We start from the raw sequence: 13,057 nt of genomic DNA, 5'->3' as shown, positions 1-13,057 counted from the left end.
TTTGGGCCGACTATCCTCGTTTGGCTGGGAATTTCAAACGCGCGTTCGAGCACCTCACAGGCGAAGAATTCGGCGTTCGTCGGGAAAGTCGGGCCTTCGTCGAACGGCGCGCGCCTCCGGCAGGCGACGAAGCTAGGTGCGGATCAGTGCATCCGTTTAACCGCTCACAGGTGTTTCATGACAAAGCGTTCTTCGGCAAATCCGCCCGCCCTGGGAGGGCCGCGCCGGCTTGCTGCTCCGCTCGCTCTGGCGCTCACACTTACCGCATTCGGCGCTGCTTCGGCCCACGCGGCGACGACGATCCTAGACTTCGAAGGCGTCGCGGGCATCCCGGCTTCGTACGGCGACGGACCAGGCGTCGACGTGAGCTATCAGTACGTCAATGTAAAGACCGGCGCGGTGACCCCCGGCCTCTTCTTCTGGTACAGCGGCTATGGCGACCTTGAGCGCGTGGTGTTCGGCGGCCAGAACTCGACCGACTTCCGTTCGGAGATCGTGTTGAAAGCGTTGCCGGGGTACGAGATCTCGTTGCTATCGTTCGACTTCGCAACGTTCAAGAACCTGACGTCCTCCACACCGATCTCGATCCGGACGCTTGGCGGGACGACACTCTTCTCGGAGACACTCGGGACCAATCCGGGTGGCCACAATCACCTCGCGGTGAACAGCGCCGCGGTGACGGACGGCATTGTGCTGAGCTGGGGGCCGGACGGCTACAACGTCGCGTTGGACAACATCGCGTTCGACGTCCGCCCGACGGGCGCCGCCGCGGTGCCGGAGCCGGCGACCTGGGCTATGATGATCCTGGGCTTCGCCGGCGTCGGCGGCGCGATGCGGCGGCAAAGGCGTGCGCGCTGCGGATCGGCCCGGTTCGTCTAGGCGCCGAGCCCCAGGCGCGCCGCCACCTCCTCGCCGATCGCCAGCGAGGAGGTGAGGCCGGGGCTTTCGATCCCGAACAGCGCCACCAACCCCGGCAGGCCATGGACGTCGGCGGCGTCCAGGCGGAAGTCGGGCTGCTTGTCGCCCGGCCCGTGGATCTTCGGCCGAACCCCCGCGTAGTCGGGGCTGAGCGCGCCGTCCGGCAGGCCCGGCCAGAACTTGCGGATATAGCTGTAGAAGCCCGCGGCGGCCGACGGATCGACCGTGTAGTCCGGCTCGTCGACGTAGGTCAGGTCGGGCCCGAACACCCCCTGCCCGCCCAGGTCGCGGCGGTAATGGGTGCCCAGCGCGCCGGGGATCGGGGGTGGATAGATGAGGCGCGCGAACGGCGCCTTGCCCGCCAGTCGGAAGTACATGCCCTTGCCAAAATGGGCCTCCGGGATCACCGCCTTGGGGAACCCCTCGATCTCGCCCGCCACGTGCTGCGCCGAGAGCCCGGGCGCGGTGACCAGGTACCGGCAGGTGAGCACGGTCGGCTCGGCGCCGCCCGCGCGCACTTCGAAGCCGCCGGCCTCCAGCGGGGTTGCGCCCTCGAACGGGGTAGACAGCACCACCGCGCCGCCCGCGGTCTCGATCTCGCCCTGCATCGCGAGCATGTAGGCATGGCTTTCGAACACACCGCTCTCGGGCGAGAGCAGCGCGCCCTCGCAGGACAGTTCGGGCTCCAGGGCCAGCGCCTGCGCCTTCGTCAGCCGCGCTATGCCCTCGACGTCGTTCTCCAGCGCCTGGGCGAGGATCGCTTCCAGCCGCTCCAGATCGTCGACCGCCTCGGCCACGACCAGCTTGCCGCACCGGTCGTACTCGACGTGATGCGCGTCGCAGAAGGCGTACAGCATCCGCCGCCCCTGGACGCAGAGCCGCGCCTTCAATGAGCCGGTCGGATAGTAAAGCCCCCCGTGGATCACCTCGGAGTTGCGCGACGAGACGCCCTGGCCAATCGCGGCGTCCTGTTCCAGCACCGCGACCGCCAAGCCACGCCTGGACAGCGCCAGCCCGCAGGCCAGCCCGACGGCGCCCGCGCCAACGACCACCGCATCGAAATCGAACTCGGCCATGCCCTCCGCCTAACGCGGAATGCTGCGGCAGGAAACCTCGCGCCGTCGCGAATGCGCGTCGAATGACGCCGGATCGTCAGGCGCCGAGGAAATGCAGCCGGACCGTTTCTCGGAACATCATGGTCTGGCGGCTGATGGCGGTCTCGTCGGCCAGAGCACGGGCGATGGTCATGCCGCCGTAGGTGAAGGCCAGGATCGCGTCGGCCATGTCCACGGTGCGGGCGTAGCCCTTCGGCGGATAGGCGGCCGCGATCTCCTCCAGCCAGCCGATGAAGTGTCCCCGCCAGGCGACGACCTGATCGATCAGGAGTTGCCGCACGCTCTGGTCCCAGGCGTGATCCTGGAAGGTCACGGTGGCCACCATGCATCCGGGATGGGCGGAGGTCATCTCTTCCATCTGCTCGGCATAGAGTTTCAGGAAGATCAGAAAACTGTGCAGCGGATCATCGGACAGCTCCCGCGCGCGCAGCGCCAGGGTGTCCAGGAAATCCATGTTTCGGCCGGTGTAGGTCTCGATGAGCTGCCGCGCGAGGTCGGTCTTGTCCTTGAAGTGGTAGAAGAAGCCGCTCTTGGTGAGGCCCGCCGCCTCCACCAGTTCCTCGATCGACGTCGCCGCGAAGCCCTTCCGGATCACCGCCTCATAGGCCAGGTCGAGGATGCGCTCGCGGGTGCGCTCGCCCTTCGTGCGCCGCGCCGGCTGCACCATAGGTACGGTTTTCTCCGGAGGCGGCGTCGGCATTGTCCTTCACCCTTCTGACGGAGCCGCGACAAGGCTTTCAAAACACGATGGAAACCGGCACGTTCGAAGAACCGACCGCGCAACCGCTAGAGCCGAAATCTCCGAGGCCGTACCCCTCTCCGTCCGAGAAAAGGAGATGCAGATGAAGGTGAAGGATCACCACGGCCTGGAACTGACCGGCGCGAGCGCGGCGGCGGCCGGACTATATCAGAAGGCGCTGGACGCCTACCATTGCTACGCGGGCGATGCGATGACCCCGCTGGCGGCGGCGCTGAGTGAAAGCCCCGGCTGCGTCATGGGCTATGTCCTGCAGGCCTGGATGACCCTCATCGGGTCCAACGCCGAGACCGCGGCGATGGGCGCTCAGGCTTTCGCGGTCGCCAAGGACCTGCCCGGCGCGAACGCCCGCGAGCAGGGGCACCTGGCGGCTATCGGCAGCCTGCTGGCTGGCGAGGTTCGCACCGCGGCGCGGCTGCTGGAGGACGTGAACCTGGCGTGGCCGCGGGACGTCCTGGCGCTGCAGGTCGGCCAGACGCTGGACTTCCTGCTGGGCGATGCGCGGATGCTGCGCGACCGGATCGTCCGCGTGCTGCCGGCATGGACGGCCGACACGCCCGGCTGGCACGCGATCCAGGGTCTGCTTTCGTTCGGCTACGAGGAGGCCGGCGACTACGCCCGCGCCGAGGCCTGCGGCCGCGAAGCCATCGCGCTCCAGCCCCGGAACAACTGGGCGCAGCACGGTGTCGCCCATGCCCTGCTCATGCAGGGCCGCCACGCCGACGGCGTGCGCTGGATGCGCCACGAGAACGAGGCCTGGCAGGCGGAGGCCATGCTGGGCGTCCACAACTGGTGGCACACGGCGCTCTTCCATATCGGCCTGGGCGAGACCGAAGAGGTGCTCCGGCTCTACGACGGCCCCATCTACGGCGCCGCCACGACCTTCAGCTTCGACATGGTCGACGCCGCGGCGATGCTCTGGCGGCTGAAGCTCGCCGGCGTGGACGTGGGCGATCGGTGGGCCGGGCTGGCCGACAACTTCGCCCGCGAGCCTGCCGGCCTCAGCGCCTTCGTCGATACCCACGCGATGATGGCCTATGTGGGCGCCGGCCGCGAGGCGCAGGCGCGGGCGCTGCTCGAAACCCAGTCCGCCGCCCTCAACGGGCCGGGCGATAACGCCTACTTCGTGCGCGAAGTGGGCCAGCCGGCGATCCAGGCGCTGCACGCCTTCGGCCAGGGCCGCTACGGCCAGGCCACGGACCTGCTGAGGGGCCTGCGCGGCAAGCACCATCGGTTCGGCGGCAGCCACGCCCAGCGCGATGTGCTGGACCTCACGCTCCTCTCCGCCGCACGGCTCTCCGGCGACGACAGCCTGCACGCAGCATTGCTTGCCGAACGGGACGGGGCCCAGCCGCTCACCACACCGAAGACCCCGGCCATCGCGGCGTAACCTCGGCGCTCAGGTTGGCGTTGTTCACTCACGCCAACGCCCTTAGCCTCCCCGCCAAAATCGGGGAGGCGTTCGGCATGCGTGGAATTCTCGGAGTGGCTTTGGCGGCGGCGGCGCTGGCGGGGGGCGTGGCGCAGGCCCAGGTCCCCACACGGCCGGGAATTCCTTCGATCCTGGTCTGGGCGCCGCAGCAGCAGTCCGATTGGTACCGGGACATCGAGAGCGTCTATCGGGTCGAGACGGTGAAGCGCGGCGACAAAGTCCATCCGCTGCCGAAGGCCGACAAGCAGATCGACTTCACCTTCGAATACGGCGGCAAGACTTGGTCGGTCGACGACTACATGAAGGCCTATAAGAGCTCCGGCGTGATCGTGCTCAAGGACGGCAAGGTGGTGCTGGAGCGGTACGGCCTGGACCGCAAGCCCGAGGATCGCTGGACCTCGTTCTCCGTGGCCAAGTCCGTGACCTCGACCCTCGTCGGCGCCGCGATCCAGGACGGCAAGATCAAGAGCCTGAACGCGCCGGTGACCGACTACATTCCGGAACTCAAGGGCTCCGGCTACGACGGCGTCACGGTGCGCCAGCTCCTGATGATGAGCTCCGGCGTGAAGTGGAACGAGGATTACACCGACCCTAAGTCGGACGTGGCCCAGTCGGCGACCCTGCCGTTCGAGCCGGGCAAGAACCCGCTGGTCGCCTACATGAGCCGCCTGCCGCGCGCCCATGAGCCCGGGACGTTCTTCAACTACAACACCGGTGAGACCGACCTGGTGGGCATCCTGGTCTCCAACGCGGTGGGCAAGAGCCTGTCTCAGTACGCTTCCGAGAAGATCTGGAAGCCGTACGGCATGGAGCGCGACGCCATCTGGGTGGTGGATCCGGCCGGCCATGAACGCGGCGGCTGCTGCATGTCGATCACGCTTCGGGACTATGCGCGGATCGGGCAGTTCATGCTGGAGGGCGGCAAGGCCGGCGACCGGCAGATCCTCCCCGCCGGCTGGGTCGACGAGGCGACGTCCCCGCAGATCACCAACGGCACGCGCGAGCGCGGCTACGGCTACTTCTGGTGGATGCCCGACAACGGCGCGTTCGAAGCGCGCGGCATCTTCGGACAGTCGATCACCGTCTTCCGCGACGAGCGCATCGTCATCGTGACCAACGCCGCCTGGCCCCAGGCGACCGGACGCGAGCTCAGCCTGGCCCGCGCCGCATTCCTGAACGCGGCCCGCGCCGCGGCGAACGCGATGTAGGCGTCAGTGCTCCGATCCGCGCCAGCGGAAGCGGTCCAGAGGCAGCGCGCCGACCGGCGCGTTGCGCTCGTTGGCCAACTGCACCTCCCGGCCCGCCACGGCCATCACCTTGTAGATGGGCATTCCACCCGGCTCGGCCGACACCACGTCGCCCACGTGGACAGGTTGTTCGGCGGCGTGGTCGAGGAGAACCCAGTCGATGGCGTGAGAGACCGCCATTGTCATCACCTTGCGTCTTTTGCTGCGCGTCCTGCGCGGTTCGGGATGATCATCGCCGCATAGCGTTGAGGAATTGCTGAGGCCGCCGTTTAGGTTCGGTTCAGGATATCTCAGCCTTCGGCGCCGCGGGCGTAGGCCGGAAGCTCGCCGTAGTAGGCGCTGACGCCCTCCGTCATGGCGGTCACCGCCTCACGCTCGGCTTCGCTGAGGTAGGGGTTCCAGCAATCGACGATCAGGACGGCGCGGGGTTGGTCGCTGTCGTTCCACGCCTCGTGCTCGATAGTGTCGTCGAAGACGAATGCCCTCCCCGGCTCCCACTCGCGGGTTTCGGCCCCGACCCGGAAGCCACATCCGGCCGGCACGATCAGAGGGATGTGCGCGATGAGGCGGGCATTGTTGACCCCAACGTGCGGGGGAATGCGGGTGTGCGGCTCCAGGATGGAGAACACGGCCGAAGGGCCGGTCCCTTCCAGGCGGCACTGGGGCCACGCCTCCAGCGCCTTCGCCGTCTTCGGGCAGCGCGCCAGGTTTTCCGCGACCGGCTCCCCGGCCTTCCAAAGGTAGAACACACCCCAGCGCCGCGAGTTGGCGAGCTGGGCCCAGCGCGGCTGCGGTAGCCCATCGACTGCGACGTACGGCTCAATCGCCTCCGGACCGTCGGCGAGCACCGCCAGCAGCTCGCTTCGGATATCGGCTGTCGCGGCCTCGAGCGCGTCGAGCCACGGGAAGAGGTCGCGGTCGTAGAACTCGATAGCCGGCAATTCCGGCACGTACATGAAACTGGGCTGCGGGCGATAGACGCGGCGCTTGCGCAGGAGGATGTCGAGGCTTCTGTCGACGCGATCCAGCCGGGCGTTGTGGTGGCGCGCACGCAGCCCCGCGAGCCGATCCGCGAGGAAGCCTTCGAGCTCGGCGTCGTTCGCATCGCTCACCGCCTTGGCGTGCTCCAGCACCGGCCGCAGGGACGGCGACATGAAGCGGGGCAAGCGCTGCAGGGCCGTACGGTAGGTCGCGGCCGCCGCGCGGCGCTCGCCGCGCACCTCGTGTTGAAGCGCCGTCAGGACCAGCGTCCGGAAATCGCCGGGCTCCATGGCCTCGACGAGCTGGCGGATCTGGAGATCCTCGGGATTGATCACGTTCACTCAACTCAACTCGGGGGAGTGAACGCGCGCTAACACGCGAAATGCGCGCCGATATTTCAGGGTCGTTGAACGCGTTCAGTTCTGCGACGAGCGGTAGTTGACCTTGCGGCGCCTGGACAGACGGCGCCATTCGAGGCGTTGTTCCGACATGCGGATTGTCCCCCTCGCCATCGCCCTGCTCGCTGCGGCGCCCGCCGTGGCCGCGCCCTTCGGTCTTGAACGCGCCGGCTGGACGCTCATCACGGCCAGCGACGACACCTGGGTGTTCATGCGCCACCACGCAAACGGCGAGGACGGCGTGCGCCAGGCCTGGACCGCCTACGACGCCGAGAAGCGTCTGGAGCGCGACGGCTTCGCCTTTCGGTCGGTCGAGAGTCTGGGCGAGTTCGACTGCCGCCGCGGCGTCTCCCGCGTGGTCGACGAGATCTTCCACGAGGAGCCCGGCCTGAAGGGCAAGTCCTGGCGCTCGCCGCGCTTCCAGGCCACGCCCTGGACCGCGCCTCAGCCGGCGTCGGTCGGCGCCGTTCGCATGGCCTTCGCCTGCAAGGCCCTGAGCGAGACCTGACGATGAAGGCCCTGCCGCGGATCCTCGCCCTCTGCCTCGCCGCCGCGTCCCTGGGCGCGTGCGCCCGCGACATTCCCTATCCGAAGCTGGAGGCGAAATACGCCAGTCCGGCATCGCACTTCATGGACCTTCCGGGCGGCCTGCGCGTCCACTACCGCGATCAGGGCCCGCGCGACGCGCCGGTCGTCGTGCTGGTGCACGGTTTCTCCGCCTCGCTGCATGCCTGGGAGCCGTGGGTGCAGCGGCTGCCGGACTACCGCGTCATCACCCTGGACCTGCCGGGCCACGGCCTGACGCGTGCGCCCGACGACTACGTCCCTTCGACCGACCGAAGCGTGCAGGTCGTCGACGACGTGGTGACGAAGCTGGGCGTCCAGAAGTTCGTCCTGGGCGGCAATTCGATGGGCGGCGGGGTGTCGTGGAACTACGCCCTGGCCCACCAAGACAAGCTGGACGGCCTCGTCCTGGTCGACGCCGGCGGCTGGCCGTCCGGCGAGCGCCCGAAGGGGCAGCCGGCCGTCTTCAAGTTGCTGGGCAATCCTGTCGGCCGCTGGATGCTGCGTAACGCCGACCCGGGCCTGATGGCCAAGGGCGGACTGGAAAAGGCCTATGAGGACAAGCGCCTCGTCACGCCTGATCTCGTCACGCGCTACACCGAGCTCGCCCGCGCGCCGGGCCATCGCGCGATCCTGACCGGCGGCCGCGGCGGAGCGCCCCAACACAGGGTCACGCCCGATACCTTCCGGGCGATCACCGTCCCTACGCTGGTGATGGTCGGCGAGAAGGACCAGGTGATCCCCGCCGACAACTCCCGCAAGTTGGCCGGTGCGATCCCCGGCGCGAAGCTAGTGGTCTATCCCGAGGGCGGCCACGTGCCGATGGAGCAGCTCCCGGACAGGTCGGCGGCGGACCTGCGGGCATTCCTGGCGGGACTGAAGGCTCCGGCAGCCTGACGCCCTTCTCCCTGTGCGGGAGAAGGGCGCTCAAGTCAGGTGGACTGGGTCGTGTCAGGCAGGCCCAGGATGCGCTTGGAGATGATGTTGTTCTGGATCTCGGACGAGCCGCCGTAGATCGACATCGCCTTGCCGAACAGCCAGCCACGCACCGTCTCGATCTCCTCGGGCTTGAAGGCGTCGCCTTCCCAGCCCAGCCCCTGGGCGCCCATGATCTCCAGCGTCAGCTCGGCGCGGGTCTGGGCGACGTGGGTCGCCGAGTTCTTCAGAACCGAGGCGGCGTTTCCGGGGCTGTTGTTGCCCTTGGCCTCGGCCATCGCCCGGGCCAGCGTCAGCCCGTGCACCTTGGCGTCCATCTCGTGCCGGGTCAGGCGCGAGCGCAGGTCGGTGTCGGCGATCCGGCCCTGGCCGTCCAGCTCCAGGTATTTCTTGGCGATGACCGACAGCGGCGGCGGCGGCTTCGCGCCCGTCGAGGCCCCGGTCTGGCTGGCGCGCTCGTGCTGCAGCAGGCGCTTGCCGACGGTCCAGCCCACGTTGAGCTGCCCCAGCAGGCCGTCCCGCGCCACCTTGGCGTCGGTGAAGAAGGTCTCGCAGAAGGGCGAGGCTCCAGCGATCAGCGGGATCGGCCGCACCTCGATTCCCGGCTGATGCATGTCGATCAGCATGAAGCTGATGCCCTCGTGCTTCTTGGCCGAAGGGTCCGTCCGCACCAGGGCTCCGCACCAATCGGAATACTGGGCGCCGCTCGTCCAGATCTTGCTGCCGTTCACGGTCCAGCCGTCGCCGTTGTCGACGGCCTTGGTCTGCAGGCTGGCCAGGTCGGAGCCGGCGTTGGGTTCGGAGTAGCCGATGCACCACTGGACCTCGCCGCGGATGATCGGGGGCAGGTGCTTCTTCTTCTGCTCCTCGGTGCCGTAGTCCATGATCGTCGGGCCGACCATCGTGACGCCCATCCCGAACATCAGCGGGTTGAAGGCGCCCAGCTTCGTCATCTCCTGCAGGAGGACACGAGCCTGCTGCGGCGACAGCCCGCCGCCGCCGTACTCCTTCGGCCAGGTGGGCGTGCCCCACCCCTTCTCGCCCATGGCCTTGCGCCACGTTTCGAGATCGGGATCCTTCACCCGCACCTCGGCCGTGCCCAGGCTGGCCTTGCCCTTCAGCGAGGCCGGGAAGTTGGCCTCAAGCCAGCCGCGCGCTTCGCTGCGGAAGGCTTCGAGATCGGTGTCGCCGCCGAAGTCGGCCATGGGATTTCCTCCAGTTTCCGCCAGCTTACGGCTCGCGGGCATGCAATCAACCGAGGCTTAGCGCCGCTGACGCGGCGGCAGAGAAGCCCGAAGACGAGCGGCATTCTTACGCAAGCTTAACTAGGGCGGCGCGCGCGGGTCGGTCATACGGGCCGCCGTTCCCCAACGCCGCCCTCGAAGACCCCACCATGGCCTCCCTCGCCGCCCTCGACCGCCGCTGCTTTCTGGCCCGCGTCCTGAACGAGCGATGCTTCCTGGCGGGCCGCGTGCCCCTGCGGCCAATGCCCTTGAGCGCGCCCGCGAATTCGAAGTCCGACGAACCGTGTGAACGCGCGCCGGCCCGCGCGTAAGGCTGTATGCAGGGGCGATGAACCCCTGGATCCATCTCGACACGGCCCAGATCCCCGGCGGCGGCGAGCTCAAGCTGATGCAGCGCGGCCAGGACTATTCCATCATGTCCGGCCGCATCGAACTGATGAACAGCCGACTCTGCGGCTCCGAAGTCGCGCTCTTCAAACTGGCCTGGGCCAAGCTCGCGGAAGGGAAAGCGCCGCGCGTGCTGATCGGGGGCCTGGGCATGGGCTTCACCCTCCGCGCGGCGCTGGCCGACCTGCCCAAGGACGCGCAAGTCACCGTGGCCGAGCTGGTGCCCGAGGTGATCGGCTGGGCCAGCAGCCATCTGGCGCCGCTCTACGGCGACACGCTCGCCGACCGACGCGGCCGGATCATCCAGGGCGACGTGGCCGACCGGCTGACCGAGGCGAAGCCGCCCTATGACGCGATCCTGATGGACGTGGACAACGGCCCCGACGGCCTGAACCGTGACGCCAACGACGCCCTCTACGGCCTGCGGGGCCTCGCCAACCTGAAGCGGGCCGTGCGGCCGGGCGGCGTGGTGGCGGTGTGGTCGGCGGGGCCGGACCCGGCCTTCGCCAGGCGCTTCTCCAACGCGGGCTTCAACGTGACCGAACATAAGGTGGGCGCCAGCCCGTCGGGCAAGGGTCCGCGCCACGTGATCTGGGTGGGCGTCTCGCGGTGAAGTCCTGCGGGCCGTGCGTGCAATGCTGCCGGGTGCTGGCGGTGGCCGAGCTGGAGAAGCCAATGGGCCGCCTCTGCGCGCACGCGAAGCCCGGCGCCGGCTGCGGGATCTACGCGACCCGCCCGCATAGCTGCCGCACCTTCGAGTGCGTCTGGCTGATGGACCCCGAGATGCCCCACCGCTTCCGGCCCGACCAGACCAAGGTCGTCCTCGACCAGGACCCCGAAGGCGTCTGGCTCATCGCCCGCTGCGACGTGGCCAACCCCCAGGCCTGGCGCCGGAACCCGATGTACGCGGCGCTCAAGGCCTTCGCGACCGAGCACTGGGGCAAGGGCAAGCTGGTCGTGGCGGTCGCCGGGCGGCGGACGTGGGTCGTCACGCCGAAGGAGGACGTGGATCTCGGCGAGATCGATCCGCGGTCAGAACTCAAGGTGGTGGAGGGGACGGATGGGAAGGTGACGGTGGAGCTGGGTGAGCCCATCGCCAGCTAAAGGCATATGTTCCCTTTTTGTTCTTGATTTTCGCTGCAAGCTATGCCATTGCGTTGGCGTAGCTCGAAGGGTGACCGCGCCGCTACAAGCGAAAACATGGAGAGAAGATTTGGCTGGCCCCGGCTCTTACGCCCGAGGCGATCAACCGCGCTCGGTTCCCGACCCTGATGGTCCCGCTTACGCCGCGATGATCGAAAAGCAGAAGGCCTACAATGCGAAGCAGGAGGAGGAGTGGTGGCGCAAGCATCCCGGCGTCGTGGAGTCGGTGGTGCCCGTCTGGGGTTCAGCTCGCGAGGCGGTCGCGGACGCTTACGAGGGGGACATCGCGGGTGCGGCGTTAAACGGCGCGCTTGCGGCTTCTGATCTCTTTCTTGCCGGCGCAGTTGTGAAGGGAGTGGGCAAAGGGGCCTTCAAAGTAGCAGGCTCCCATGCATGGAAGGGCCGCAACGGTGTGCGCGCATGGATGGGCGAGAAGGGTTATCTCGCGCCTGGCCAGCATGGCCACCATTGGGCGATACCGCAGAATGGATGGGGCAAATCTGTTCCAGACGCCATCAAGAACCAACCGTGGAACATCCATCCCATGAAGGACCCTGCGATCCATATGCGGATGAACAAGTCTTGGGATGGAAAACCGCCGCTTACGCTCCCCGAACAGCTCTGGCATGGGCCGCCCCCATGGGCCAAGGTCGGCAGCGCGGCGGCTGTCGGACATCCAGCCGGAGCAGCGAAGGCGGGAATGGAGCGCAATGGTACGCGCCAAGGCAGCAGATAGCTTGCAAGCCATCCAGTTGCTTAGCTTTAAGGGTAGAAGCGAGCGCTCCCAGTTCGGCTGGATCGTCGGGCCGCTAGTGGCTCTGGAAGCTGGCTACGTAGCTTGGCTCGAGAGCATCGCTCCTGACGGGCTCGGCGATTCCCCTTGGTTCTGGCCAAGCTTCTTCGCGCTGTTTCTGCCAATGGCCTTGGCGGCTCCGACCATCGTCCGACGCCTTCACGACCTGGGCCATAGCGCCATCATGATCTTCTTTGTTGGCATCGGGCTTCGGGTCGTGGTCACCGGTTTAGCCTTCGCAGGTCTACCCCAGGCCGAGAACCCTGTTTTGCTCGTGGGGTTTGGTGCGGGCCTTATGTACCTGGCATTCGCTCGGGGAGTCCCTGGTGACAATCAATACGGCCCACGACGGCTCCCTTCCCACTAAGCCACCGGCGCCTTCGCCTCGTCCCACTGCTTCCACAGCCGCTTGGCCTCGGCCTTTGCGGGGCCGACCGAGGCGTCCTTCACGTGGCCGAAGCCGCGGATCTGTTGTGGGACCTGGGCGATCTGGACGGCGAGGTGGTGGCGGCCCTGGTCGAGACCGGCCACCAGGCGGTCGAGGTCGGCTTCGAAGTCGGCGATGAGGCGGCGTTCCATCTTGCGCTCAGCGGTCTTGCCGAAGATGTCCAGTGGCCCGCCGCGCAGGCCCTTGAACTTCGCCAGGGTCGGGAAGGCCAGGTCCAGCATCCAGGGCGAGAACGCCGTCTTGCGCGGCTTGCCGTCCGGGCCCTTGGGCGCGAGCAGCGGCGGGCTCAGCCATACCTTGGCCTTGCCGCCCTTGAAGGTCTGCTCGCGGTATTTGGCGAAGCGGCCGTCGGTGTAGAGGCGGGCGACCTCGTACTCGTCCTTGTAGGCCATCAGCTTGTAGAGGCTGACCGCCGCGGCGCGGGTGAGGTCGGTAGAGCCCAGGGCCGCCTCGGCGGCGCGCACCTTCTCGACCCTGGCCAGGTAGCGGTCGGCGTAGGCCTTGTTCTGGTAGGCCGTCAGTTCGCGGGCGCGATGGGCCAGCAGTTCGTCCAGCGGCATGGTCTCGGGCGTGGGGACGTCGTCCTCGCGCTTGCCCCGCGCCGTCGGGTCGGCGGCGGCCTTGCGGCCCAGTTCGAAAGCCTGGAGGTTGGCCTCGGCCTCGACGCCGTTCAGGCGGATCGCCCGGTAGAGCG

15 protein-coding genes are annotated in these 13,057 nt (G+C 67.9%); 9 read left to right on the top strand and 6 right to left on the bottom strand.

What is annotated here, in order from left to right:
* Nucleotides 1-177: 177 nt before the first annotated feature.
* Nucleotides 178-879: a PEPxxWA-CTERM sorting domain-containing protein gene (locus Q0L11_RS23960; RefSeq protein ID WP_296600686.1), complete on the top strand. Its 702-nt coding sequence runs from the start codon at nt 178-180 to the stop codon at nt 877-879.
* Here the strand turns inward: Q0L11_RS23960 and Q0L11_RS23955 are convergent.
* Together Q0L11_RS23955 and Q0L11_RS23950 are read right to left on the bottom strand one after the other, a co-directional pair.
* Complete coding sequence (locus Q0L11_RS23955; protein WP_296600684.1) at nt 876-1,994, bottom strand: NAD(P)/FAD-dependent oxidoreductase; 1,119 nt, start codon at nt 1,992-1,994, stop codon at nt 876-878. The genes Q0L11_RS23960 and Q0L11_RS23955 overlap by 4 nt on opposite strands.
* 76 nt (nt 1,995-2,070) lie before the next feature.
* Entirely contained in the window at nt 2,071-2,700 is a 630-nt protein-coding gene (locus tag Q0L11_RS23950; protein ID WP_296600682.1) for a TetR/AcrR family transcriptional regulator, read from the bottom strand.
* A gap of 175 nt (nt 2,701-2,875) precedes the next feature.
* Between Q0L11_RS23950 and Q0L11_RS23945 the strand changes: the two genes are divergently transcribed.
* Complete coding sequence (locus Q0L11_RS23945) at nt 2,876-4,180, top strand: tetratricopeptide repeat protein (RefSeq protein ID WP_296600681.1); 1,305 nt, start codon at nt 2,876-2,878, stop codon at nt 4,178-4,180.
* 77 nt (nt 4,181-4,257) lie between these two features.
* Nucleotides 4,258-5,430 (top strand): serine hydrolase, encoded by a 1,173-nt coding sequence (locus tag Q0L11_RS23940; RefSeq protein ID WP_296600679.1) that lies wholly within the window; start codon nt 4,258-4,260, stop codon nt 5,428-5,430.
* Nucleotides 5,431-5,433: 3 nt separating this feature from the next.
* On the opposite strand, the gene Q0L11_RS23935 is transcribed toward Q0L11_RS23940, so the two are convergent.
* A complete protein-coding gene (locus tag Q0L11_RS23935; RefSeq protein WP_296600678.1) occupies nt 5,434-5,649 on the bottom strand; it encodes a hypothetical protein in 216 nt (71 codons plus the stop codon).
* Between the two features lie 110 nt (nt 5,650-5,759).
* Nucleotides 5,760-6,791, bottom strand: coding sequence for an aspartyl/asparaginyl beta-hydroxylase domain-containing protein (locus Q0L11_RS23930; RefSeq protein WP_296600677.1), 1,032 nt, complete (start codon nt 6,789-6,791; stop codon nt 5,760-5,762).
* 148 nt (nt 6,792-6,939) lie between these two features.
* On the opposite strand from Q0L11_RS23930, the gene Q0L11_RS23925 reads away from it, so the two are divergent.
* Entirely contained in the window at nt 6,940-7,356 is a 417-nt protein-coding gene (locus Q0L11_RS23925; RefSeq protein ID WP_296600675.1) for a surface-adhesin E family protein, read from the top strand.
* A gap of 2 nt (nt 7,357-7,358) precedes the next feature.
* Nucleotides 7,359-8,309, top strand: a complete 951-nt coding sequence (locus tag Q0L11_RS23920) for an alpha/beta hydrolase (RefSeq protein ID WP_296600674.1) — start codon at nt 7,359-7,361, stop codon at nt 8,307-8,309.
* 35 nt (nt 8,310-8,344) lie between these two features.
* Here Q0L11_RS23920 and Q0L11_RS23915 read toward each other — a convergent pair whose 3' ends face one another.
* Nucleotides 8,345-9,553: an acyl-CoA dehydrogenase family protein gene (locus tag Q0L11_RS23915; protein WP_296600672.1), complete on the bottom strand. Its 1,209-nt coding sequence runs from the start codon at nt 9,551-9,553 to the stop codon at nt 8,345-8,347.
* 367 nt (nt 9,554-9,920) lie between these two features.
* Here Q0L11_RS23915 and Q0L11_RS23910 point away from each other — a divergent pair, with 367 nt between their 5' ends.
* The 4 genes from Q0L11_RS23910 to Q0L11_RS24720 all read left to right on the top strand — a co-directional run bounded on the left by Q0L11_RS23910 (nt 9,921) and on the right by Q0L11_RS24720 (nt 12,282).
* Nucleotides 9,921-10,592, top strand: coding sequence for a spermidine synthase (locus tag Q0L11_RS23910; protein ID WP_296600670.1), 672 nt, complete (start codon nt 9,921-9,923; stop codon nt 10,590-10,592).
* Nucleotides 10,589-11,083, top strand: a complete 495-nt coding sequence (locus tag Q0L11_RS23905; RefSeq protein WP_296600668.1) for a YkgJ family cysteine cluster protein — start codon at nt 10,589-10,591, stop codon at nt 11,081-11,083. Before Q0L11_RS23910 ends, Q0L11_RS23905 begins: the two co-directional genes overlap by 4 nt.
* Nucleotides 11,084-11,270: 187 nt before the next feature.
* Complete coding sequence (locus Q0L11_RS23900) at nt 11,271-11,858, top strand: hypothetical protein (RefSeq protein WP_296600667.1); 588 nt, start codon at nt 11,271-11,273, stop codon at nt 11,856-11,858.
* Nucleotides 11,749-12,282, top strand: a complete 534-nt coding sequence (locus Q0L11_RS24720) for a DUF805 domain-containing protein (RefSeq protein ID WP_367183482.1) — start codon at nt 11,749-11,751, stop codon at nt 12,280-12,282. The genes Q0L11_RS23900 and Q0L11_RS24720 overlap by 110 nt, the downstream gene beginning before the upstream one ends.
* Here Q0L11_RS24720 and Q0L11_RS23895 read toward each other — a convergent pair.
* Nucleotides 12,279-13,057: DUF6537 domain-containing protein (locus tag Q0L11_RS23895; RefSeq protein ID WP_367183481.1), on the bottom strand; the 779-nt coding region annotated here is incomplete at its 5' end. The genes Q0L11_RS24720 and Q0L11_RS23895 overlap by 4 nt on opposite strands.

The organism is Phenylobacterium sp., from assembly GCF_024508875.1.
GTDB lineage: Bacteria > Pseudomonadota > Alphaproteobacteria > Caulobacterales > Caulobacteraceae > Phenylobacterium.
Note: the sequence above shows the minus strand (reverse complement) of the source record. Positions and strands in the feature narration are given on the sequence as shown.

What these genes read in the sequence shown, in the direction of transcription:
- Q0L11_RS23935 (WP_296600678.1), bottom strand. Translation starts at nt 5,649, where the DNA reads ATGGCGGTCTCTCACGCCATCGACTGGGTTCTCCTCGACCACGCCGCC.
- Q0L11_RS23900 (WP_296600667.1), top strand. Translation starts at nt 11,271, where the DNA reads ATGATCGAAAAGCAGAAGGCCTACAATGCGAAGCAGGAGGAGGAGTGG.
- Q0L11_RS23915 (WP_296600672.1), bottom strand. Translation starts at nt 9,553, where the DNA reads ATGGCCGACTTCGGCGGCGACACCGATCTCGAAGCCTTCCGCAGCGAA.
- Q0L11_RS23910 (WP_296600670.1), top strand. Translation starts at nt 9,921, where the DNA reads ATGAACCCCTGGATCCATCTCGACACGGCCCAGATCCCCGGCGGCGGC.
- Q0L11_RS24720 (WP_367183482.1), top strand. Translation starts at nt 11,749, where the DNA reads ATGGGCCGCCCCCATGGGCCAAGGTCGGCAGCGCGGCGGCTGTCGGAC.
- Q0L11_RS23945 (WP_296600681.1), top strand. Translation starts at nt 2,876, where the DNA reads ATGAAGGTGAAGGATCACCACGGCCTGGAACTGACCGGCGCGAGCGCG.
- Q0L11_RS23920 (WP_296600674.1), top strand. Translation starts at nt 7,359, where the DNA reads ATGAAGGCCCTGCCGCGGATCCTCGCCCTCTGCCTCGCCGCCGCGTCC.
- Q0L11_RS23955 (WP_296600684.1), bottom strand. Translation starts at nt 1,994, where the DNA reads ATGGCCGAGTTCGATTTCGATGCGGTGGTCGTTGGCGCGGGCGCCGTC.
- Q0L11_RS23960 (WP_296600686.1), top strand. Translation starts at nt 178, where the DNA reads ATGACAAAGCGTTCTTCGGCAAATCCGCCCGCCCTGGGAGGGCCGCGC.
- Q0L11_RS23940 (WP_296600679.1), top strand. Translation starts at nt 4,258, where the DNA reads ATGCGTGGAATTCTCGGAGTGGCTTTGGCGGCGGCGGCGCTGGCGGGG.
- Q0L11_RS23925 (WP_296600675.1), top strand. Translation starts at nt 6,940, where the DNA reads ATGCGGATTGTCCCCCTCGCCATCGCCCTGCTCGCTGCGGCGCCCGCC.
- Q0L11_RS23950 (WP_296600682.1), bottom strand. Translation starts at nt 2,700, where the DNA reads ATGGTGCAGCCGGCGCGGCGCACGAAGGGCGAGCGCACCCGCGAGCGC.